Origin of the sequence: Hydrogenophaga pseudoflava (assembly GCF_004353865.1) — a bacterium.
GTDB classification, from domain to species: Bacteria; Pseudomonadota; Gammaproteobacteria; order Burkholderiales; family Burkholderiaceae_C; genus Hydrogenophaga; species Hydrogenophaga pseudoflava.
This window is the reverse complement of record NZ_CP037867.1, coordinates 754339-776741: the sequence shown is the minus strand read 5'-3', so window position 1 is coordinate 776741 and position 22403 is coordinate 754339. Positions and strand designations below refer to the sequence as shown.

At 68.1% G+C, this 22403-nt stretch carries 21 protein-coding genes; 14 read left to right on the top strand and 7 right to left on the bottom strand.

Translation table 11 applies throughout. The annotated features are described in order from the left end of the window. Window positions 1–3: 3 nt before the first annotated feature. Window positions 4–1047, bottom strand: a complete 1044-nt coding sequence (gene pyrC / locus HPF_RS03880; RefSeq protein ID WP_133155805.1) for a dihydroorotase — start codon at window positions 1045–1047, stop codon at window positions 4–6. A 26-nt stretch (window positions 1048–1073) separates the two neighbouring features. Beyond that, window positions 1074–1997, bottom strand: a complete 924-nt coding sequence (locus HPF_RS03875; RefSeq protein WP_133155804.1) for a LysR substrate-binding domain-containing protein — start codon at window positions 1995–1997, stop codon at window positions 1074–1076. 119 nt (window positions 1998–2116) lie between these two features. Between HPF_RS03875 and HPF_RS03870 the strand changes: the two genes are divergently transcribed. Next, a complete protein-coding gene (locus HPF_RS03870; RefSeq protein WP_207959299.1) occupies window positions 2117–3667 on the top strand; it encodes an acetyl-CoA hydrolase/transferase family protein in 1551 nt (516 codons plus the stop codon). 3 nt (window positions 3668–3670) lie between these two features. On the opposite strand, the gene HPF_RS03865 is transcribed toward HPF_RS03870, so the two are convergent. Continuing rightward, the gene (locus tag HPF_RS03865; RefSeq protein ID WP_133155803.1) at window positions 3671–5524 is read right to left on the bottom strand and encodes an ABCB family ABC transporter ATP-binding protein/permease; all 1854 of its coding nucleotides are present in this window, start codon (window positions 5522–5524) and stop codon (window positions 3671–3673) included. A gap of 37 nt (window positions 5525–5561) precedes the next feature. Between HPF_RS03865 and HPF_RS03860 the strand changes: the two genes are divergently transcribed. Then, window positions 5562–5996 (top strand): acyl-CoA thioesterase, encoded by a 435-nt coding sequence (locus tag HPF_RS03860; RefSeq protein WP_066153612.1) that lies wholly within the window; start codon window positions 5562–5564, stop codon window positions 5994–5996. 13 nt (window positions 5997–6009) lie between these two features. On the opposite strand, the gene HPF_RS03855 is transcribed toward HPF_RS03860, so the two are convergent. Genes HPF_RS03855 through HPF_RS03840 form a run of 4 tightly spaced genes read right to left on the bottom strand, consistent with a single transcriptional unit; the run spans window position 6010 to window position 9371 of the window. Continuing rightward, the gene (locus HPF_RS03855) at window positions 6010–6747 is read right to left on the bottom strand and encodes a type 1 glutamine amidotransferase (protein ID WP_079364747.1); all 738 of its coding nucleotides are present in this window, start codon (window positions 6745–6747) and stop codon (window positions 6010–6012) included. Between the two features lie 52 nt (window positions 6748–6799). Next, window positions 6800–7594 carry a crotonase/enoyl-CoA hydratase family protein gene (locus HPF_RS03850; RefSeq protein ID WP_133155802.1) on the bottom strand — a complete coding sequence of 265 codons (795 nt, stop codon included), beginning with the start codon at window positions 7592–7594 and terminating at the stop codon, window positions 6800–6802. Continuing rightward, window positions 7591–7974, bottom strand: coding sequence for an AtuA-related protein (locus tag HPF_RS03845; protein WP_133155801.1), 384 nt, complete (start codon window positions 7972–7974; stop codon window positions 7591–7593). The genes HPF_RS03850 and HPF_RS03845 overlap by 4 nt, the downstream gene beginning before the upstream one ends. Next, window positions 7971–9371, bottom strand: coding sequence for an acyclic terpene utilization AtuA family protein (locus HPF_RS03840; protein WP_133155800.1), 1401 nt, complete (start codon window positions 9369–9371; stop codon window positions 7971–7973). Before HPF_RS03840 ends, HPF_RS03845 begins: the two co-directional genes overlap by 4 nt. 207 nt (window positions 9372–9578) lie before the next feature. On the opposite strand from HPF_RS03840, the gene HPF_RS03835 reads away from it, so the two are divergent. From HPF_RS03835 to HPF_RS03780, 12 genes are all read left to right on the top strand, one after another. Further along, window positions 9579–10454, top strand: a complete 876-nt coding sequence (locus HPF_RS03835) for a branched-chain amino acid ABC transporter permease (RefSeq protein WP_133155799.1) — start codon at window positions 9579–9581, stop codon at window positions 10452–10454. A 4-nt stretch (window positions 10455–10458) separates the two neighbouring features. Further along, entirely contained in the window at window positions 10459–11535 is a 1077-nt protein-coding gene (locus HPF_RS03830; RefSeq protein WP_127804666.1) for a branched-chain amino acid ABC transporter permease, read from the top strand. Between the two features lie 5 nt (window positions 11536–11540). Next, complete coding sequence (locus HPF_RS03825; protein ID WP_133155798.1) at window positions 11541–12371, top strand: ABC transporter ATP-binding protein; 831 nt, start codon at window positions 11541–11543, stop codon at window positions 12369–12371. Further along, window positions 12368–13156 carry an ABC transporter ATP-binding protein gene (locus tag HPF_RS03820; protein ID WP_079364408.1) on the top strand — a complete coding sequence of 263 codons (789 nt, stop codon included), beginning with the start codon at window positions 12368–12370 and terminating at the stop codon, window positions 13154–13156. Before HPF_RS03825 ends, HPF_RS03820 begins: the two co-directional genes overlap by 4 nt. A 4-nt stretch (window positions 13157–13160) precedes the next feature. Continuing rightward, the gene (locus HPF_RS03815) at window positions 13161–15017 is read left to right on the top strand and encodes an AMP-dependent synthetase/ligase (protein WP_133155797.1); all 1857 of its coding nucleotides are present in this window, start codon (window positions 13161–13163) and stop codon (window positions 15015–15017) included. A gap of 40 nt (window positions 15018–15057) precedes the next feature. Then, window positions 15058–16221, top strand: coding sequence for an ABC transporter substrate-binding protein (locus HPF_RS03810; protein ID WP_133155796.1), 1164 nt, complete (start codon window positions 15058–15060; stop codon window positions 16219–16221). 196 nt (window positions 16222–16417) lie between these two features. Then, window positions 16418–16636: a hypothetical protein gene (locus HPF_RS03805; RefSeq protein WP_066153642.1), complete on the top strand. Its 219-nt coding sequence runs from the start codon at window positions 16418–16420 to the stop codon at window positions 16634–16636. A 116-nt stretch (window positions 16637–16752) separates the two neighbouring features. Further along, window positions 16753–19674, top strand: coding sequence for a monovalent cation/H+ antiporter subunit A (locus HPF_RS03800; RefSeq protein ID WP_133155795.1), 2922 nt, complete (start codon window positions 16753–16755; stop codon window positions 19672–19674). Next, window positions 19662–20006, top strand: a complete 345-nt coding sequence (locus HPF_RS03795) for a Na+/H+ antiporter subunit C (protein ID WP_066153648.1) — start codon at window positions 19662–19664, stop codon at window positions 20004–20006. The genes HPF_RS03800 and HPF_RS03795 overlap by 13 nt, the downstream gene beginning before the upstream one ends. A 62-nt stretch (window positions 20007–20068) precedes the next feature. Beyond that, window positions 20069–21646: a monovalent cation/H+ antiporter subunit D gene (locus HPF_RS03790; protein ID WP_243721747.1), complete on the top strand. Its 1578-nt coding sequence runs from the start codon at window positions 20069–20071 to the stop codon at window positions 21644–21646. Further along, window positions 21643–22131, top strand: a complete 489-nt coding sequence (locus tag HPF_RS03785) for a Na+/H+ antiporter subunit E (protein WP_133155794.1) — start codon at window positions 21643–21645, stop codon at window positions 22129–22131. Before HPF_RS03790 ends, HPF_RS03785 begins: the two co-directional genes overlap by 4 nt. Further along, window positions 22128–22403 (top strand): K+/H+ antiporter subunit F, encoded by a 276-nt coding sequence (locus tag HPF_RS03780; RefSeq protein WP_066153653.1) that lies wholly within the window; start codon window positions 22128–22130, stop codon window positions 22401–22403. The genes HPF_RS03785 and HPF_RS03780 overlap by 4 nt, the downstream gene beginning before the upstream one ends.

Genomic DNA, 22403 nt, shown 5'->3' with positions numbered 1-22403 from the left:
CGTTCAGCCCACCAGCTGCCAGGGCAGCGCCTCGCCCGAGCGCAGCGGCTTGAGCTCGGCCTCGCCGAAGGCGAAGCTCTCGGGCGGGGTCCAGCTCTGCTTGCGCAGGGTGATGGTGCCGGTGTTGCGCGACAGGCCGTAGAAGGCCGGGCCGTTGAAGCTGGCGAAGGCTTCGAGCTTGTCCAGGGCACCCGCAGCTTCAAACGCCTCGGCGTACATCTCGATGGCGGCGTGGGCGGTGTAGCAGCCGGCGCAGCCGGTGGCGTGTTCCTTCAGGTGGGCCGGGTGCGGCGCGCTGTCGGTGCCCAGGAAGAACTTGGGGTTGCCGCCCGTGGCCGCGGCCACCAGGGACTGGCGGTGGGTCTCGCGCTTGAGCACCGGCAGGCAGTAATAGTGCGGGCGGATGCCGCCGGTGAAGATGGCGTTGCGGTTGTAGAGCAGGTGGTGGGCGGTGATGGTGGCGCCGAGGTGGGCGTCGGCCTCGGCCACGTACTGCGCGGCTTCCTTGGTGGTGATGTGCTCCATCACGATCTTCAGGCCCGGGAAGTCCTTGCGCAGCGGTTCGAGCTGCTGTTCGATGAACACCGCCTCGCGGTCGAACAGGTCGATGTCGGGGCTGGTCACTTCGCCGTGCACCAGCAGCAGCACGCCCGCCTTCTGCATGGCTTCCAGCGTCTTGTAGGTCTTTCGGATGTCGGTCACACCCGCGTCGCTGTTGGTGGTGGCGCCGGCCGGGTAGAGCTTGCAGGCGACCACGCCGGCGTCTTTGGCACGGGCGATCTCGTCGGCCGGCAGGTTGTCGGTCAGGTACAGCGTCATCAGCGGCTCGAAGGCCACGCCCGCGGGCACGGCGGCGCGGATGCGGTCCGCATAGGCCACAGCCTGCGCCGCGGTGGTCACCGGCGGCTTGAGGTTGGGCATGATGATCGCGCGGCCGAACTGGGCGGCGGTGTGCGGCACGACGGTGTTCAGAGCGGCGCCGTCGCGCACGTGCAGGTGCCAGTCGTCGGGGCGGGTGATCGTGAGGGAGGTGGTGGGGGCGTTCATATCCCGATTTTCCCACCCCGCGCGGCTCACTTGCTGTGGGTCGCCAGGTGCCGCTCGAGATCGTTCCAGAACGCGTCCACCGAGCCCTTGGCCTTGCGGGTGCCGGGGCGCTCGCGGTAGATGCGGATGTCCAGCGTGGTGTCCAGCCCTTCGCCCGCGCTCACCAGGCGCTTGGCGCGCAGCTCGCGCCGCACAGCGCTGGCGGGCAGGAAGGCGATGCCATGGCCTTCGAGCGCCATGGCCTTGAGGCCTTCGGACATGTCGGTTTCGTAGATGCGGTCCAGGTGCACCGGCACCGGGCTGCTCTTGAGCACCTGCTCGACCGCCCGCCCCATGTAGGCGCCGGGCGCGTAGGCCAGGTAGGGCAGCGGGTGCGCCGTGGTGCCCGGCAGGCGGAACATGGGCTCGCCCTGCTCGTTGGGCTTGACGTAGGGCGAGAGCGTCTCGCGGCCCAGCGGCAGCATCTCGTAGCGCGCGGCGTCCAGCTGGATGGGCTGCGAAGCGTGGTGATAGGCGATCAGCAGGTCACAGCTGCTCTCCACCAGCCGCATCACGGCATCGTGCACATTCATCGCGATCAGCCGGCTCTTGATCGGCCCGCAGCTCTCGCGCAGGCCCGAGAGCCAGGACGGGAAAAACGTGAAGGCCAGTGTGTGCGGCACGGCGAACTCGATCACGTCCTGCGCCGCCGCCGTGTGGGCGCGCAGCATGGCGCGCGTGCTCTGCAGGGCCTGCAGCATCTCCAGCGACTGGTCGTACAGGGTCTGGCCGGCGGGGGTCAGGCGCGTCGGGTAGGACGAGCGGTCCACCAGGTCGGTGCCAGCCCAGGCTTCGAGCGACTGGATGCGGCGCGAGAACGCGGGTTGCGTGACGTGGCGCAGCTGCGCGGAGCGGCTGAAGCTGCGCGTCTCGGCCAGGCTCACAAAATCTTCCAGCCACTTGGTTTCCATGGCGGCGGATTATGCGCGCCGTGCATGGGCGCACATCCCCCTGTTTTTCCGGGTTTTGGAGCCTGCCCGGTTCCGTTACGATATCCACAACCTAGGGTTAACCCTAATATTGCATACCCATGACCCAGAACCCGCCCGCCATCCTCCCGTCCCGCATCGCCCACGCCGGGTTGCGCCAGAAAATCATGTCGGCCGACGCGGCCGCCGCCCTCATCCATCACGGCGACCACGTCGGCATGAGCGGCTTCACCGGCGCGGGCTATCCCAAACTGGTGCCGCAGGCCCTGGCGCGCCACATCCAGCAGCAACACAACGCGGGACACGAGTTCCGCATCGGCCTGTGGACCGGTGCATCGACCGCGCCCGAACTCGACGGCGCGCTGGCCAAGGTGGGCGGCATGGACATGCGCCTGCCCTACCAGTCCGACCCGACCTGCCGCGCCCGCATCAACGCCGGCGACATGGCCTACACCGACATCCACCTCTCGCACGTGGCGCAATATGTGTGGTTCGGCTTTCTGGGCAAGCTCAACGTGGCGGTGATCGAGGTCGCCGGCATCCTCGAAGACGGCCGTCTGATCCCGGCCACCTCAGTCGGCAACAACAAGACCTGGCTGGACCAGGCGGACAAAGTGATCCTGGAGGTCAACCACGGCCACCCGCTGGCGCTGGAGGGCATGCACGACATCTACTACGGCACCGAGCGACCGCCGCACCGCAAGCCCATCCCGATGACGGACGCCGGAGACCGCATCGGCACGCCCTACCTGCACTGCGACCCGGCCAAGGTGATCGCCGTGGTCGAGACGAACCTGCCCGACCGCGACACGCGCTTCGCAGCCCCCGACGAGGCCTCGCGCCGCATCGCCGGCCACCTGATGGATTTCTTCCAGAACGAGGTGCAGCAGGGCCGCCTGCCCGAGGACCTGCTGCCGCTGCAGTCGGGCGTGGGCAACATCGCCAACGCCGTGCTGGAAAGCCTGAACGACGGCCCCTTTTCCGGGCTGCAGGGCTACACCGAGGTGCTGCAGGACGGCATGCTCGCGCTGCTCAAGTCCGGCAAGATGCGCATGGCCTCGTCCACCGCGATCTCGCTCTCGGCCGAGGTGATGAAGGAGTTCGTGGAGAACCTGGACTTCTACCGCGAGCGCATCGTGCTGCGGCCCCAGGAAATCAGCAACCACCCCGAGGTGATCCGCCGCCTGGGCCTGATCGCCATGAACGGCATGATCGAGGCCGACCTGTACGGCAACGTGAACTCCACCCACGTGATGGGCACGCGCATCATGAACGGCATCGGCGGCTCGGGCGACTTCGCGCGCAACGCCTACCTCTCCATCTTCATGACGCCGTCCACCGCCAAGGGCGGCAGCATCAGCTGCATCGTGCCCATGGTCAGCCACGTGGACCACACCGAACACGACGTGCAGATCGTCGTGACCGAACAGGGCCTGGCCGACCTGCGGGGCCTGTCACCGCGCCAGCGCTCGCGCCTGATCATCGAGCGCTGCGCCCACCCGGACTTCCGGCCCGCGCTGCTGGACTACGTGGAGCGCAGCGAAGCGAACGCCAAGGCCGGCCACGCGGGCATGCACACGCCGCACCTGCTGGAAGAAGCGCTGAGCTGGCACGCCCGGTACGAACAGACCGGGACGATGCTGCCGCGCTGAACCTCAGTCCTGACCGGACTGCTGCAGGGACCACATCCCCGCATACGTGCCGCCTTTGGAGACAAGGTCGGCATGCGTGCCACGCTCGACGATCTCGCCGTTCACCAGCACCAGGATCTCGTGCGCGTCGACCACCGTCGACAGCCGGTGCGCGATCACCAGCGAGGTCTTGTTGCGTGCCGCGCTCTTGAGCTCGGCCTGGATCGCGCGCTCGTTGGCCGAGTCCAGCGCGGAGGTGGCCTCGTCGAAGATCACGATGGGCGGGTTCTTGAGCAGGGTGCGTGCGATCGCCACGCGCTGCTTCTCGCCACCCGAGAGCTTGAGCCCACGCTCGCCGACGGTGGTGGCGTAGCCCTTGGGCAGCTTCTCGATGAAAGCGTGGATGTGCGCGGCCTTGGCCGCTTCCACCGCCGCGTCGTGGCCCGCGTCCGGCCGGCCGTAGAGGATGTTGTATTCGATGCTGTCGTTGAACAGCACCGTGTCCTGCGGCACGATGCCGATGGCCTGGCGCACGCTGGACTGCGTGACCTCGCGGATGTCCTGGCCGTTGATGGTGATGCGGCCACCGCCGTGGGGACCGCCGGGCTCGTGGTTCGTGACGTCGTAGAAGCGGTAGAGCAGCCGCGCCAGCGTGCTCTTGCCTGAACCCGAGGGTCCGACCACCGCCACCGTCCTGCCGGCCGGAATCTCGAAGCTGATGCCGTGCAGGATCTCGCGCGCCGGCTCGTAGGAAAAGCGCACGTTCTCGAACTTCACCGCCGGCGGCCCGTCCAGCACCAGCGGCTGAGCGCCAGGCGCGTCGGCGATCTCGCGCTCCTTCTCCAGCAGCACGAACATCTTGTCGAGGTCGGTCAGGCTCTGCTTGATCTCGCGGTAGAGCACGCCCAGAAAGCCCAGCGGGATGTAGAGCTGGATCATGAACGCGTTGACCATCACCAGGTCGCCAAGGGTCATGTGACCGTCGGCCACGCCCTGGGTGGCGCGCCAGAGCATCAGCACCAGGGCCACCGCGATGATCAGCTGCTGGCCGGTGTTCAGCAGCGACAGCGTGGTCTGGCTCTTGATGCGCGCCTTGCGCAGCTTCTCCAGCGACTCGTCGTAGCGCCGCGCCTCGAAGGCCTCGTTGTTGAAGTACTTGACCGTCTCGTAGTTGAGCAGCGAGTCGATGGCCTTGGTCTGGCTGGTGGACTCCAGCTCGTTCATCTCGCGGCGGAACTTGGTGCGCCACTCGGTCACCGTGACGGTGAAGGTGATGTACAGCACCAGCGCCACCAGCGTGATCCAGACGTAGCCCATGCCGAACTTCGTGCCCAGCAGGGTGAGCACGAAGACCACCTCGATCAAGGTGGGGAAGATGCTGTAGAGCGAGTAGGAGATCAGCGACTGCACGCCGCGCGTGCCGCGCTCGATGTCGCGCGTCATGCCCCCGGTCTGGCGCTCCAGGTGGAAGCGCAGGCTCAGCGCGTGCAGGTGGCCGAAGACCTGCAGCGCGATGGAACGCGTGGCACCTTCGGTGGCCTTGGCGAACACCAGTTCGCGCAGTTCGGTGAACACGCTGGTGGACAGGCGCAGCAGGCCGTAGGCCACGATCAGCCCCAGCGGCACCACCAGCAGCGCCGCCGCGCTGCCGGGCTGAATGGTCATCGCGTCCACCAGCTCCTTGAGCAGCAGTGGCACGCCGACGTTGGCGCCCTTGGCTGCCACCATGAAGGCCAGTGCCGCGATCACGCGCCACTTGTACTGCCAGAGGTAGGGGAACAGGCGGCGCAGCGTCGCCCAGTCGGAACGGGCGGGCGCGGGACCGCTGTCGGCGGTGGGCACAGGATAGGCGGCCCGGGAGACGGACGAAGGGCGCATGCGGGACAATCGTGGGAGTTTTCAAGAGATTGTGCCCATGTCCACCGAATCAAGCCCCCGCCCCCACACCGATCTCCCTGAAGGCCGCGAGCTGGTGCTCAAGGTCATCCCCATGCCGGCCGACACCAACGGCAACGGCGACATCTTCGGTGGCTGGGTCATGGCCCAGGTCGACCTGGCCGGCGCGGTGCTGCCGGCGCGCTACGTCAAGGGTCGCATGGCAACCGTGGCGGTCAACCAGTTCATCTTCAAGCAGCCGGTGCGGGTGGGCGACATCCTGAGCTTCTATTCGCACGTCACCCGCGTGGGCAACACCTCGATCACGGTGCAGGTGGAGGTGTTCGCCGAACGCTTTTCCGCCCAGGGCCAGTACGTCAAGGTGACCGAGGCCAGCCTGACCTACGTCGCCATCGACCACGAGGGCCGCCCGCGCCCGATCCCGCGCGAGGGCCTGCCGGCCGGCATGGCCTGAGCCCGCCCGCCGTTCAGCGCGGCCAGCGCGCGCGCCAGCGGCCGTAGATGCGATCCGCCAGCGCCTGGCTGGTGGTCAGGTGGTCACGGGTGCCTGCGCGCATGGCTGCGGGTGTCTGCACCGTGGCGGGATGCGCCGCGCAGGCCGGAGCGTAGCCGGCGCCCGGCACCGCGATCCAGTCTTCCACCTTGCGTTCCGTGATCTCGATGTGAAACTGCATCGCCAGGTGCTGGCGCAGCACGAAGGCCTGGTGCGGACAGGCCGCCGAGCCGGCGACGAGCTGTGCGCCCGGCGGCAGTTCGGTGAAGCTGTCGTAGTGCCACTGGTAGACCGTCGCGTCCGGCGCGTCGCCCAGCCAGTCGCGCGCCGCCGCGCTGCCGTCGTGGCGGATGGGCAGCCAGCCGATTTCTGGCGTGTCGAGCGTCTGCACCTGGCCGCCGAAGGCGCGCGCGATGAGCTGCCCGCCCAGACAGTGGCCGATGACCGGGATGCCCAGCGCGTCGGCCTCGCGGATCAGCGCCTCGGCCTGGCGCAGGCTGGGTCGGTCGTCGTTGGCGCTCCAGGCGCCGCCGAGCACGGCCAGTCCTTTCAGCCCCCGCACCGTCGCTGGATAAACCTCACCCGCCTCGGTGCACAGCACGCGCCAGCGCACACACTGTGCGTTGAGCCAGTCACCCAGGTGGCCCGGGCCGTCTTCGTGCAGGTGCTGGAGCACCAGCACCTCGGTGTCGTGGGAAGTCGGATCGTTCATGGCCGGGATGATCGCCAGCCGGCCGGCCCGGCGGAGGGCCAATCCGCGCCGCTCAGAAGGTGCCGTGGCGGCCTTCGCCGGCCGCGAAGCGCGCCGCACCCTCCAGCGCATCGGGGATGCGCGCCCGGCCGCGCTGCCACTCCTGCTGCAGCGCCTCGCCCAGCGGCAGGTCCCACTGCGCATGGGCGCTCTCGCGGTCGGCGCGCATCGTGGCCTGCGGGAAGGCGGCGAGCTGCCGCGCCAGCGCGATGGCGGCTTCGCGCGCCTGCCCGGTCGGCACCACGCGGTTGGCCAGCCCCATCTGCAGCGCCTCGGCCGCCTCGACCTTGCGGCCGGTGAGTATCAGGTCCATCGCGTGGCCCATGCCGATCAGGCGCGGCAGGCGCACCGTGCCGCCGTCGATCAGCGGCACGCCGAAGCGGCGGCAGTAGACACCGAAGTAGGCATCGTCTTCCATCACCCGCATGTCGCACCACAGCGCCAGTTCCATGCCGCCCGCCACCGCCGCGCCGCTGACCGCCGCGATCACCGGCTTGGACAGGCGCAGACGCGATGGCCCCATGGGGCCGATGACGCGGGCGTCGTCGCTGTGGAAGTCCAGCGCGTCCATGCCCCCAGCGCCACCCGAGGCCGCCAGGCGGGCGCCGTGCTGCAGGTCCCAGCCGGCGCAGAAGTGGCCGTGCGCACCGTGGAACACCGCGACCTTGGCGGCCGGGTCGTCCTCGAAAGCGAGGAAGGCGGCGTGCAGCGCCTGTGCGGTGTCGCCATCGACCGCGTTGCGCACCTCGGGGCGGTTCAAGGTGACGACGTGGATGTCGCCCAGGATCTCGATGGTGACGGCGGTCATGTTTCACCTCCCCACCATCCGACGCGCTGTTCGTTCAGCGTGGCGTCGAGCTCGTCCGCCGACACCTCGATCTCCATCCGCAACAGCGCCCCCGCCATGGACTTTCCCAGGTTGTCCAGCCGCAGGTTGCGGGCGCCGCCGCCCTGCAGCGCGCCCTTGAGCACCAGCTTGAGCGCCAGGATGTTCGGCAGCGGCCAGCGGTCCACCTCGCCCGGCAGCCAGGGTGCGAAGTGCTGGCGCACCCGTTCGGCCGTCACCTCGCGTTCGAGGATGCGGTAGCCGACCTCGTTCCAGGCGAACAGCCCGAAGTCGACCCAGTCGGCCTTGTCGCCGCTGCGCGCATGGGCGATGCGGACCAGGGGAATGCGTTGCGTGCTCATGACCCCTCCCCCAAAACGTCCACGCGCACATTCGGCTCCACGTCCGAACGCGCAATCAGCGTTGGCCAGATGCCCAGCAGCTCGCTGGTGTTGTGCAGCCCGGTGAAGCCGCAGGTGTAGGCCGGGCCGCTGAGGCCGATCCAGGGGAACAGGCGGCCGAAGCCGTCGGCGGCGGCCTTCACGTTCGTGCGCAGCACCAGCCGCGTCCAGACCTCGTTCATCTGGTTCAGCTGCTCTGGCGGCGGCAGCGGTGCCAGCGGGCCGTGCGCCGAGTTCAGGCCCGGGTATTCGATGTACAGCTCCTCGTGCGGCACGCGCCGCTCGGCCAGCTGGGTGCGGATGGTGGCGATGGCCGCCTGCGCCTTGTCCCAGGCGTCGGGCCAGGAAAAGCCCCAGGTCACCTCGGCCTTGAAGCCGTCGCTGAACCCGGCGACCACCTTGAGCTGGTCGCCCGGTGCTGTGCCGCGCGCCCCGGTCAGCCGCACGCGGTCGTGGCCCTCGTCGTGCAGGTGGATGCCGCCCATGTCCAGCACCACGTCGGGCGAGCGGTAGGCGTGCGGGTCGTGCACCTCGTACAGCAGCTGCTGGCGCACGGTGTCGAAGTTGACGCGCCCGCCCGTGCCCGGCGCCTTGGTGATGAGGGCCGTGCCGTCGTCCCACACCTCGGCAATGGGAAAACCGATGTGCGCCAGATCGGGGATGGCCTTCCAGGCCTCCTGGCTGCCGAAGTTGCCGCCGCTGCCCTGGCCCGAACATTCGAGCAGGTGGCCCACGGTGAGGCCCTGCGCCAGCCGGTCGAGACCGGCGGCGTCGGTGGCCTTCAGGTCCCAGCCCAGGTGGTGGGCGATGGGGCCGAGGAACAGCGCGGCGTCGGCCACGCGGCCGGTGATCACGATGTCCGCGCCCCGGTCCAGCGCCTGCACGATGGGCGCCGCGCCCAGGTAGGCGTTGCCGAACACCAGCCGCTCGCGCACCGCCGACACCGGCTCGCCGCTGAACAGGTGGGCCAGCGCCGCGTCGGGCACCGACGCGTCGAGCAGGCGCGGCAGCACGTCGTCCCCGGTCACCACCGCGATGCGCGGCGCCATGCCCTTGGCCGCCAGCGCGGCCTGCACCGCCTGCGCAGCCCCCAGGGGGTTGAGGCCACCCGCGTTGCAGACGAAGCGCACGCCGCGCGCCCGCATCAGCGGCCACAGCCGCAGCAGCATGGGCACGACATCGCGCGCGTAGCCCAGCGACGGGTCGCGCTGCCGGTCTTTCTGCAGGATGGCCAGGGTGAGTTCGGCCAGGTGGTCGCTGGCGATGAACTGCACATCGCCACGTTCGATGCTGGCGACCACGGGCTCCCAGTGGTCGCCATAAAAGCCGAGACCGGCGCCGATGCGGATGGACTTCATGCGGCCAGCATACGGGCATTCCCTATTTTTGCAAAGCGATTGCTTGCTGAAAATAAGGCGCAGAAAAACTGCCGCCTGCGCGACTCGGGCTCGGGTCTACCCTGACGCCGGTTTCAGGCAAGGCCGATATAAAACCCGCACCACAGCTGGACCCTGCGCCACAGCATTTGCAGCGCCCTGTGTCCACAACAACAAAGGAGACAGTGCGTGCAACTGCTGCAACTGCTGATCGGCGGTGTGGCCCAGGGATGCATCTACGGACTCATTGCCCTGGGCTTCGTGCTGATCTACAAGGCCACCGAGACGGTGAGCTTCGCGCAGGGGGACCTGATGATGGTCGGCGCCTTCGGTGGCCTGCTCACCATGACCCTGCTGGGGTTTCCCTTCTGGGTCTCGGTGCTGGCGGCCGTCATCGGCATGGGCCTGTTCGGCGTGCTGCTCGAACGCATGGTGATCCGCCCCATCCTGGGTCAGCCGGCCTTCTCCATCGTGATGCTGACCATCGGCGTGGGCTACGTGCTGCGCGGCGTGATCACCATGATCCCCAACATCGGCACCGACACCCATTCTCTGGCCGTGCCTTACGCGGGCGAGGTGCTGAGCATGGGCGGCCTGGTGCTCGCCGCCGAGCAGCTGGTGATCATCGGCGTGACGGCCGTGCTCTGCGGCGGCCTGTTCGCCATGTTCAAGTACAGCAAGCTGGGCATCGCCATGCAGGCCTCGTCGCAGAACCAGCTGGCCGCCTACTACATGGGCATTCCGGTCAAACGGCTCAACGGCCTGGTCTGGGGCCTGGCGGCCGGTGTCGCCGCCATCGCCGGCCTGCTGCTGGCGCCCATCACCTTCGTGCACGCCAACATGGGGTTCATCGGCCTCAAGGCCTTTCCGGCGGCGGTGGTGGGCGGCTTCGGCAGCCTGCCCGGCGCGATCGTCGGCGGGCTGGTGATCGGCATCGTGGAGGCACTCTCTGGCTTCTACCTGCCCGAAGGTTTCAAGGACATCGCGCCCTACATCGTGGTGCTGCTGATGCTGGTGCTCAAGCCGAACGGCCTGTTCGGCGAGAAGCTGCGCAAAAAGGTCTGAACCGATGCGTTTCATTTTCAAGACCGACTACGACCAGGACATCCGGCTGGCCAAACACGGTGGTCATGTGTTCTGGTACAGCCTGCTGGGCCTGTTCCTCGCGGTGGCGCCCTGGACCCTGCCCGAGTACTGGCTGGCGCAGCTGACCTTCGTGCTGATCTACGCCATCGTCGGTCTGGGGCTGATGCTGCTGGCCGGCTTCACCGGCCTGTTCTCGCTCGGCCACGCGGCCTTCCTCGGCGTGGGCGCCTACACCGAGGCGGTGCTCACCAACGCGGGCTGGCCTTTCCCTGTCTCCATCGCCTGCGCCGGCCTGCTCTCCGCCGCGGTGGGCATGGTGGTGGGCCTGCCGGCGCTGCGCGTCAAGGGCATCTACCTGGGCATGGCCACGCTGGCGTTTGGCTTCATCGTCGAGGAAGGCCTGGCGCGCTGGGAGCACGTGACCGGCGGCAATGCCGGCCTGGTGGTCAACCCGCCGGCCATCGGCGGCTGGACCATCGACTCCACCGAAGGCTTCTACTTCCTCTGCCTGGTGCTCTGCGTGGGCGCCACGCTGGCCATCGTCAACCTGCTGCGCGCGCCCACCGGCCGCGCCTTCGTGGCCATCCGCGACTCCGAGATCTCGGCGCAGAGCATGGGCATCCACCTGGCGCGCTACAAGACGCTGAGCTTCGCCTTGTCGGCCGCGCTGGCCGGCATCGGCGGCGCGCTGTACGCGCACAAGATCCAGTTCCTCTCGCCCGACCAGTTCTCCATCATCCAGTCCATCGACCTGCTGCTGATGGTGGTGATCGGCGGGCTGGGCTCGATCCATGGCGCCTTCCTGGGCGCGATGTTCCTGATCGTGATGCCGCAGCTGATCGCCCTGGCCAAGGACTTCCTGCCCGAGGCCATCGGCCAGTCCACCGGCCTGCAGGGCACGGTCTACGGCGCGGTGCTGATCGCCTTCGTGCTGTTCGAGCCCATGGGGCTGTATGGCCGCTGGCTCAAGGTCCGCACCTGGTTCCAGCTGTTCCCGTTCTACCGCAAGGGCATGTTCAAGCGGCAGAAGTCGTTCCAGAAATCGGACCGTCTGAAATGAGCGCCATGAACGACGACATCCTCCTCTCGGCCCGGGACCTCAGCGTGCGCTTCGGCGGCGTGCTGGCGGTCAACAAGGTGAGCTTCGACGTCAGGAAGGGCGAGGTGTTCACCCTCATCGGCCCCAACGGCGCGGGCAAGACCACGGTGTTCAACCTGATCAGCCGCATCTACACGCCCACCAGCGGCGAGATCCACTTCGCCAGCCACCAGGGGCCGCTGAAGCTGACCGACCTGCCACCGCACAAGGTGGCCGGCCTGGGCATCGCACGCACCTTCCAGAACATCGAGTTGTTCGAGCACGCCACGGTGCTGCAGAACCTGCTGATCGGCCGCCACACCCACCGGCAGACCGGGCTGTGGAGCGAGCTGCTCTTCACCGGCAAGACCCGCGCCGCCGAGATCGCCGCGCGCGAGAAGGTGGAGCAGGTGATCGACTTCCTCGACCTGCAGCACCACCGCGAGTCGATGGTGGCCGGCCTGCCGTATGGCGTGCGCAAGGTGGTGGAGCTGGCGCGCGCGCTGTGCACCGAACCGCGCCTGCTGCTGCTGGACGAACCGTCGTCGGGCCTGAACGTGGAGGAAACCGAGGACATGGCGTTCTGGATCAGCGACATCAAGAACGAGCTGGGCGTGACGGTGCTGATGGTCGAACACGACATGACCCTCGTGTCCAAGGTGTCCGACCGCGTGCTGGCCATGAGCATGGGCGCCGAGCTGGCCACCGGCACGCCGGCCGAGGTGCAGAGCCACCCCGGCGTGATCGAGGCCTACCTCGGCACGGTGGACGACGTGTCCAGCCTGCGCCGCGAGAACCATGTGAGGGCCGGGGCATGAGCACACCCGTATCGGACCAGGCCGTGCTCAAGCTGCTCAACGTCGAGAGCGCCTACGGCCCCATCAAGGCCATCCGCGGCGTGAGCCTGCAGGTGCGGCGCGGCGAGATCGCCACCGTGCTGGGCAGCAACGGCGCCGGCAAGACCACCATCCTCAAGACCATCAGCGGCATCATCGACCCGCGCAAGGGCAGCATCGAATTCAAGGGCAACGACATCACCGCGCAGGACCCGGCGCTGATCGTGCAGCAGGGGCTGATGCACGTGCCCGAAGGCCGCGAGGTGTTTCCGCTGCTCTCGGTGCGCGACAACCTGCTCATGGGCGCCTACACCCGCAGCGACCGCGACGGCGTGGCGCGGGACATGGAGCTGGTCTTCAACTACTTCCCGATCCTGCGCGAGCGTGCTGCGCAGGACGCCGGACTGCTCTCGGGCGGCCAGCAGCAGATGCTGGCGATCAGCCGCGCGCTGATGGCCAACCCCGACCTGATCCTGCTGGACGAGCCCAGCCTCGGTCTCTCGCCCAAGCTGACCAAGGAAATCTTCGAGATCGTGGTGCGCATCAACCGCGAGCGCGGCACCACCATCCTGCTGGTGGAGCAGAACGCCAACATGGCGCTCAACGCGTCCGATTACGGCTACGTGCTGGAGAACGGCCGCATCGTGATGGAAGACACCTGCGCCCGCCTGCGCGAGAAGGACGACATCAAGGAGTTCTACCTCGGCATGAAGGAAGCCGGCGTGCGCGCCGACCGCCGCTGGAAAAAGAAGAAGAACTGGAGGTGAGCGCATGAGTTACTTGTGGGATCTCTCCGCCATCCGCCCGCAGACCGAGGTGGTCATGCCCGGCGACACCATTCCCGCGATCTTCTGGAACGCGGTGCAACAACGCGGCCCCGACATCTGGTTGCGGCAGAAAGAATTCGGCATCTGGCGCAGCTGGACCTGGACCCAGGTGGGCCAGGCGGTGCGCGAGATCGGGCACGGCCTGCTGGCCATCGGTTTCGATGCGCGCGAAACCGCATCCATCCTCTCCAACACCAATGTGGAGTGGGTGCTGTGCGACATCGCCGTGCTCAGCGCCAACGGCGTGTCGAATGGCATCTACCCGACCGACGCGGCCGAACAGGTGCAGTTCCTCAGCGAAGACTCGGGCACCACCGTGCTGTTCGTGGAAGACGATGAGCAGCTGGACAAGGCGCTGGAGGTGCGCGAACACCTGCCGCGCCTGAAGAAGATCGTGGTGTTCGACATGGACGGCCTGCGCGACTTCCACGACCCCATGGTCATCAGCCTGGACGCACTGCGCGAGCTTGGCCGCCAGCACCTGGCACAGCACCCGCAGGCGCTGGCGCAGCGCGTGGCCGCCGTGAAACCCGCCGACCTGGCCATCCTGGTCTACACCTCGGGCACCACCGGCAAGCCCAAGGGCGCCATGCACGCGCACCAGGGGCTGGTCTACACCGTGCGCGGCTACAACACGCTGATCGCGCGCGACCAGCACGACGAGTGCATGTGCTTCCTGCCGCTGTGCCACATCGCCGAGCGCATGGGCGGCGAGTATTTCTCTCTCTACACCGGCGCCAGGCTCAACTTCGTCGAGAACCCCGAGACCGTGCCCGAGAACGTGCGCGAGATCGCGCCCACCGTGTTCACCGCGGTGCCGCGCGTGTGGGAGAAGTTCTATTCGGGCGTGATGATCGCGCTCAAGGAAGCCAGCAAGCTGCAGCAGGCGGCCTACGCCTGGGCCATCGGCGTGGGCCAGCGCGTGGCCGACCATGTGCTCAAGGGTGAGGCCGTGCCCGGCAGCCTGCAGTGGCAGTTCCGCGCCGCACGCCTGCTGGTGCTGGACAACGTGCGCAAGCTGATCGGCATCCACCGCGCGCGCTTCCTGGTCACCGGCGCGGCGCCGATCTCGCCCGAGCTGGTGCGCTGGTACCTCGCCCTGGGCGTGCCCATGCTGGAGGTCTGGGGCATGACCGAGACCTGCGGCGCCTCCACCGGCATCCCGGCCGAGCGCATCAAGCCCGGCAGCATCGGCCCGGCCGCGCAGTACAACGAGGTGAAGCTCGACCCGCAGACCGGCGAGATCCTGGTGCGCGGGCCCAACGTGTTCATGGGCTACCTGAACCTGCCCGAGAAGACGGCCGAGACCATCGACAAGGACGGCTGGCTGCACACGGGCGACGTGGGCGTGGTGGATGAGGAAGGGTTTTTCCGCATCACCGACCGCATGAAGGACATCATCATCACCGCAGGGGGCAAGAACATCACCCCCAGCGAGCTGGAGAACGAACTCAAGTTCTCGCCCTACATCACCGACGCGGTGGTGATCGGCGACAAGCGGGCCTACCTCACCGTGATCATCATGATCGACCAGGAGAACGTGGAGAAGTTTGCACAGGACAACGACGTGCCCTTCTCCAACTACGCCAGCCTGACACGCTCCCCCGAGGTGCAGCAGCTGATCCAGGACGTGATCGACGCCACCAACAGGAAGTTCGCCCGCGTCGAGCAGATCAAGAAATTCTGGCTGCTCGACACCCAGCTGACCGCCGAGGACGAAGAACTCACGCCCACCATGAAGCTCAAACGCAAGCTGGTGCAGCAGAAATACGCCGAACAGATCGAGGCCATGTACCGCTGATCCGGCCGCCCCGTTTTTTCCACCCAGGAGACAAGCCCCCATGAAAGCCCGACTCACTCTGACCGCCGCCGCGCTGGCACTCACGGCCGGCGCCACCTTCGCACAGTCGCAAGGCGTGAGCAAGGACGAAATCGTCCTCGGCTCCATCCAGGACCTCTCCGGCCCGCTCGCCGGCTTCGGCAAGCAGGCCCGCCTGGGCATGATGCTGCGCGTGGACGAGATCAACGAGCAGGGCGGCATCAACGGCCGCAAGCTCAGGCTGCTGGTGGAAGACAGCAAGTACGACCCCAAGACCGCCGTTCTGGCGGCGCAGAAGCTGGTCAACCAGGACAAGATCTTCATGATGGTCGGCCACATCGGCACGGCGCAGAACATGGCCGCCATGCCGGTGCAGTTCCAGAAGAACGTGATCAACTTCTTCCCCATCACCGCCGCGCGCGAGATGTACGAGCCCTTCCACAAGCTCAAGTACTCCTTCGCGGCCACCTACTTCGACCAGATGAAAAACTCGCTGCCGCTGGTGGTGAAGGAAAAAGGTGCCAAGAAGGTCTGCACCGTCTACCAGGACGACGAGTTCGGTCTGGAAGTGGTGCGCGGTGCCAAGGAAGGCCTGAAGTCCATCGGCATGGAAATGGCCGAAGAGGCCAGCTTCAAGCGCGGTGCCACCGAATTCGGCTCGCAGATGCAGAAGCTGGCCGCCGCGCAGTGCGACTTCGTCGTGCTCGGCACCATCATCCGCGAGACCGTGGGCACCATCGCCACCGCCCGCAAGCTCGGCTTCAACCCCACCTTCATGGGCAGCAGCGCGCTCTACACCGACCTGATCCACAAGCTCGGTGGCCCGGCCATGAACGGCCTGTACGCCACCATGACGGTGCAGAACCCCTACCTGGACGACGCCTCGCAGCCGGTGCGCTTCTGGGCCAACAAGTACAAGACCAAGTTCAACGAAGACCCCACCGTGTTCTCGGTCTACGGCTACAACATCATCGACACCTTCGCCAAGGTCGCGGGCAAGGCCGGGCCAGGCCTGAGCACCGACAGCTTCATCAAGGTGATGGACACGATGACGATCCCCACCGACATCTTCGGCAGCGCGCCCGCCAGCTTCGGCCCGCAGAAGCGCCTGGGCAGCAACGCATCGCGCCTGTCGCAGATCGTCGACGGCAAGTGGAAGGTGATCTCGGACTACCCGAAGAACTGATCCCCGCTCAGAGCTGCGCGCCGCCTGTCTGAACAGGCCATGCGCGCAAGCCGCCTCGCCCCGTGCGATGGCGGCTTTTTTTTGCGCCCGCGGCCCTGGCCTACGAGGAGCATAGGACCTATCCTACGGACACGGAACACCGGCCCGGGTCCAATGACGCCACGGGGCCGACCGTCCCCTTTCAGGAGCCAGCACCATGGGAATCGCACGCATCGCCGCCTTGATCGTCATCGTCGCCGGGATCGCCGCCCTGGTGTACGGCGGCTTCTCGTACACAACGGAAAGCACCGCCGCCAAACTGGGTCCGCTGGAACTCAAGGTCCGGGAAGAAAACCGGGTCAACATCCCCGTGTGGGCCGGCGTGGCCGCCATCGTGGCGGGCGGCCTGGTGCTGCTGGTCAGCGCGCGCAAGTGACGCCGCCCGCACCGGTGCGGACCGGCTGGTGACCGGTCCCGGGGTGCCCGGTTCTCTCGCGGGGCCACAGCCGGCCAGGGCGCGTCTGGGGATGAGCCGCCAGTAGACTCGCAACCATGTCGTTGCTCTTGCTGCTGTCCCTGCCATTCTTCGGAAGCCTGGTCGCTGCGCTGCTGCCCACCAGCGCGCGCAACATCGTGTCGCTCTGGGCCGCGGCCGTCGCTCTGGTGATTGGCGCGAAGGTGGCCTGGCTGTACCCGGCGGTGAGCGCAGGCGCCGTCGTGACCGAGCGCCTGGCCTGGCTGCCCAGCCTGGGTATCGATGTCGTCATCCGCCTGGACGGTTTCGCGTGGATGTTCGCGATGCTGGTCAGCGGCATGGGCCTGCTGGTCATCGTCTACGCGCGCTATTACCTGTCGAGCGACGACCCGGCCGCACGCTTCTATTCGCTGCTGCTGGGCTTCATGGGCGCCATGCTCGGCGTCGTGGTTTCGGGCAATCTGGTGCAGCTGGTGGTGTTCTGGGAGCTCACCAGCGTGTTCTCGTTCCTGCTGATCGGCTACTGGACCCACCGCAAGGACGCCCGCCGCGGCGCGCGCATGGCCTTCACCGTCACCGCCACGGGTGGTCTGGCCTTGCTGGCCGGCGTGCTGGTGCTGGGGCACATCGTGGGCAGCCACGAGCTTGAAGCGGTGCTGCGCTCGGGCGATCTGGTGCGCGCCCACCCGCTCTATCCGCTGGCGCTGTGTCTGGTGCTGCTGGGCGCGCTGACCAAGAGCGCGCAGTTCCCGTTCCATTTCTGGCTGCCGCATGCGATGGCCGCACCCACGCCGGTCTCGGCCTACCTGCACTCGGCCACCATGGTCAAGGCCGGCGTGTTCCTGCTGGCGCGCCTGTGGCCCGTGCTCTCCGGCACCGACGAATGGTTCTGGATCGTGGGCGGTGCGGGCCTGGTCACGCTGCTGCTGGGCAGCTACGTGGCCATGTTCCAGAACGACCTGAAGGGCCTGCTCGCCTACTCGACGATCAGCCACCTGGGCCTGATCACGCTGCTGCTGGGGCTCAACAGCCCGCTGGCTGCGGTGGCCGCGGTTTTCCACATGATGAACCACGCCACCTTCAAGGCCTCGCTGTTCATGTCCGTGGGCATCATCGACCACGAGAGCGGCACGCGCGACATGCGCCGCCTCCAGGGCCTGTCGCGCAGCCTGCCCGTCACCGGCACCCTGGCCATCGTGGCCTGCGCGGCCATGGCCGGTGTGCCGCTGCTCAACGGCTTCCTGTCCAAGGAAATGTTCTTTGCAGAAACCGTGTTCGTGAGCGCCAGCCCGGTCATCGAGAACGGCCTGCCGGCGCTGGCCACACTGGCCGGCGTGTTCGCGGTGGTGTATTCGCTGCGCTTTGCCCACGGCGTGTTCTTCGGCCCCCCGCCACGGGGCCTGCCGCGCAATCCGCACGAGCCGGCGCACTGGATGCGCGTGCCGGTGGAGCTGCTCGTGCTGGCCTGCGTCGTCGTCGGCACACTGCCGGCCTGGTCCATCGGGCCGGTGCTCGCGTTGGCGGCGCAACCGGTGGTCGGCGGCACCCTGCCCGAGTACAGCCTTGCGGTCTGGCATGGCTTCAACACCCCGCTGGTGATGAGCCTGGTGGCCACCGTGGGTGGTCTGCTGGTGTACCTGCGGTTTGCCAGCCGCCTCAGGCAGCGCCGCCAGCGCGGCGCACCGCTGCTGCAGCGGCTGGACGGCAAGCGCCTGTTCGAGAACGGGCTGGCCCGTGCCTCGGGCGCGGCCAGGCACCTGACCCGCTGGCTCGGCACCCGCCGACTCCAGCCGCAGCTGTTCGCGATGCTGCTGATCGCAGGCCTGGCCGGCCTGGGCTCGGCGCTGATCGTGCCCCTGACCTGGGGCGACCGCGCGCGCGTGCCGGCCACGCCCGAATTCGTGCTGCTCTGGCTGATCGCCGGCGCCTGCGCCATCGGGGCCGCCAACCAGGCCAAGTTCCACCGGCTGGCCGCGCTGACCATGCTCAGCGTCGTCGGCCTGGCGATGTGCATCACGTTTGCGTGGTTCTCCGCGCCCGACCTCGCGCTGACGCAGCTCTCCGTCGAGGTCGTCACCCTGGTCCTGTTCCTGCTGGGCCTGCGCTGGCTGCCCAAGCGGCGGGAGCTGGACGACCCGCGCACGGTCCTGCACACCCGGTGGCGCCGGCGCCGCGACATGCTGCTCGCGGTGCTGATCGGTGTCGGCCTGTCGGCGCTGTCGTATGCGCTGCTGACGCGCCAGGCGCCCCAGTCGATTTCACCGTTCTTCATCGAGAAGGCGCTGCCCGAAGGCGGCGGCACGAACGTGGTCAACGTGATGCTGGTCGACTTCCGTGCCTTCGACACGCTGGGCGAGATCACCGTGCTGGGCATCGTCGGCCTGACGGTCTATGCGCTGCTGCGCCGCTTCCGGCCGGCGCGCGAAACGGTGGACCCGACCGAGCAGCAACAGGTGCACGTCGATGCCGCCGGCGCCGACCTGATCGATCGCGACGGCGATGGCGACGACCACCTGCCGCCCTACCTGGAGGTGCCGGCGGTGCTGGTGCGGCTGCTGCTGCCGGTGGCCGGGCTGCTCGCCTTCCACCTGTTCATGCGCGGACACAACGAACCCGGCGGCGGGTTCGTCGCCGGACTGGTGGTGGCGATTGCCTTCATCGCGCAGTACATGGTCAGCGGCACGCGCTGGGTCGAGGCGCGGATGCACCTGCTGCCCACGCGCTGGATCGCCACCGGCCTGCTGGTCGCACTGGTCACCGGGCTGGGTTCCCTGGCACTGGAACACCCCTTCCTGACCACCCACACCGCGCACGTGACCTGGCCTCTGGTCGGCGAGGTGCACCTGCCCACGGCGGCCCTGTTCGACCTCGGTGTGTTCGCGGTCGTCGTGGGCTCGACCCTGCTGCTGCTGACCGCCATCGCCCACCAGTCGCTGCGCGCGCGCCGCCGGCAAGGTGTGGCCGTCGACGATAGAAAGGACACCGGATGGAAACCGTGATCTCGATCGCCATCGGCGTGATGGCCAGTGCGGGCGTGTGGCTGATCCTTCGGCCCCGGACCTTCCAGGTGCTGATCGGCCTGACGCTGCTGTCCTATGCGGTCAACCTGTTCATCTTCAGTGTCGGCAGCCTGGCCATCGACCGCGAGCCCATCGTCAAGCCGGGCGTGGTGGCCGACCTGGTCAACTACAGCGACCCGCTGCCGCAGTCGCTGGTGCTGACGGCCATCGTCATCGGCTTTGCGACGACGGCGCTGTTCCTCGTCGTGCTGCTGGCGCTGCGCGGCCTGTCCGGCGGCGACCATGTGGATGGCCAGGAGGAGCGCCTGTGACGGAAGGTTTGAACCACCTGCTGGTCGCGCCCATCCTGCTGCCGCTGGCCACCGCCGCGCTGATGCTGCTGCTGGGCGAGGGCCGGCGCGGGCTGAAGGCCGTGACCAACGTGGTGTCCACCGCCCTGGGGCTGGTGATCGCCGTCGCCTTGCTGCTGGACGTGGCCGGACGCGATGCACCGGCGGCCTTCGGCATCTACCTGCCCGGCAACTGGTCCGTGCCGTTCGGCATCGTGCTGGTCGCGGACCGGCTGTCGGCCCTGATGGTGGTGCTGACGGGTTGCGTGGGCCTGGCCTCGCTGCTGTACGCGCTGGCGCGCTGGCAACACGCCGGGGTGTACTTCCATGTGCTGTTCCAGCTGCAGCTGATGGGGCTGTACGGCGCCTTCCTCACGGCCGACCTGTTCAACCTCTTCGTCTTCTTCGAGGTGCTGCTGGCCGCCAGCTATGGCCTGCTGCTGCACGGCGGCGGGGGCGAACGCGTGCGCGCCGGCCTGCACTACATCACCATCAACCTGGTCGCCTCGCTGCTGTTCCTGATCGGCGTGGCGGTGCTCTACGGCGTCACCGGCACGCTGAACATGGCCGACATCGCGCAGAAGCTGCCGGCGGTGCCCGCGAGCGACCGCGGCCTGCTGCACGCCGGGGCCGCCATCCTGGCGATCGCCTTCCTGGCCAAGGCCGGTCTGTGGCCGCTGAACTTCTGGCTGCCACCGGCCTATGCCGCGGCCAGCGCACCGGCCGCGGCGGTGTTCGCCATCCTGACCAAGGTCGGCGTGTACGCCGTGCTGCGTCTGTGGACGCTGTGTTTTCCGGCAGACGCCGGCGCTTCGGCCGGCTTCGGCGGCGGGGTGCTGGTCTGGGGCGGAATCGCCACGCTGGTGTTCGGGGCCGTGGGCATGCTGGCCTCGCAGCAGCTGGCGCGGCTGGCGGGCTACTCGGTCATCGCCTCTTCGGGCACGCTGGTAGCCACCATCGGTTTCGATGCGCCGGCGCTCAGCGGCGGCGCGCTGTTCTACCTGGCCAGCTCCACGCTGGCGGGCTGCGCGCTGTTCCTGCTGGTGGAACTGCTGGATCGTGCGCGCGAGGTCGAAGCAGGCCCGCAGCAGGTCGACGACGGCAACTACGCCCTGCCCGCCTTTTTCGACGCCGAGCCACCGCCGGGCACCAACCTCGACGACGATGAAGAGGCTCTCATCGGCCGCGCCATCCCGGCGGCACTGGCTTTTCTGGGCCTCACCTTCACGGTCTGGGCGATGGTGACGGCCGGGCTGCCGCCGCTGTCCGGGTTCGTGGCCAAGCTGACCATGCTCACCGCGCTGCTCGACCTGCGCACGCCCGCGGCCTGGACGCTGTTCGTGCTGCTGATCCTCTCGGGGCTGTTCGCCGCCATGTCGCTGATGCGGGTGGGCATGCGCCACTTCTGGACCACGCAGGACCGCCCGCCGCCGCGCCTGCGCGTGATCGAGACCCTGCCGATTGCGGGCCTGCTGGCCGCTTCGCTGGCCATGGTGCTGCAGGCCGAAACCGCGCTCACCTACACCCGGGCCGCGGCCGAGGGGCTGCACGCCCCCGACCTCTACATCAACGCGGTGATGGGTGCCCAGCCGGTCCCCCGCGCGGCGGGAGGTGCGCCATGAAGCACCTGCTCCCATCGCCCTGGCTCTCGCTGGGCCTGTTCGGCGGCTGGCTGCTGCTGACCCGCAGCTTCAGCCTGGGCCAGGTGCTGCTGGGCCTGGTGGTCGCCGTGGTGATGCCGCTGCTGATGGCGCCCCTGCGCCCTCGCCCCGGGCCCCTGCGGCGCTGGGGCGTGCTGCTGCGCCTGATCCTGCGGGTTGGCCGCGACGTGCTGCGTTCGGCGGTGCAGGTGGCGTTCGGTGTGTGGCGGGGGCAGCGCCGCCCGCCGCGCGGCGCGTTTGTGGCCGTGCCGCTGGACCTGCACGACATGCACGGCCTCGCGGCCCTGGCCATGATCACCGCCGTCATCCCGGGCACCGTGTGGTCGGAACTCGCGCCCGACCGCAGCGCGCTGCTGATCCATGTGTTCGATCTTGACGACGAGGCGACCTTCATTGCGCACTTCAAGTCCGACTACGAACAGCCGCTGAAGGAGATTTTCGAATGAGTCCACTGCTGTCGATCGCAATCACCACCACCCTGGTTCTCTACGCCGCCGCCATGGCCGTCGGCGTGATGCGGCTGTTCCGCGGGCCCCACGCGCAGGACCGCGTGCTCGCAATGGACTTCGTCTACGTGGTGGGCATGCTGGTCCTGCTGGTGCTGGCCATCCGCTACGACAGCGAGATGTACTTCGAAGGCGCCCTGGTGATGGTGCTGTTCGGCTTCGTCGGGTCGGTCGCCATGGCCAAGTTCCTGCTGCGCGGGGAGGTGATCTGA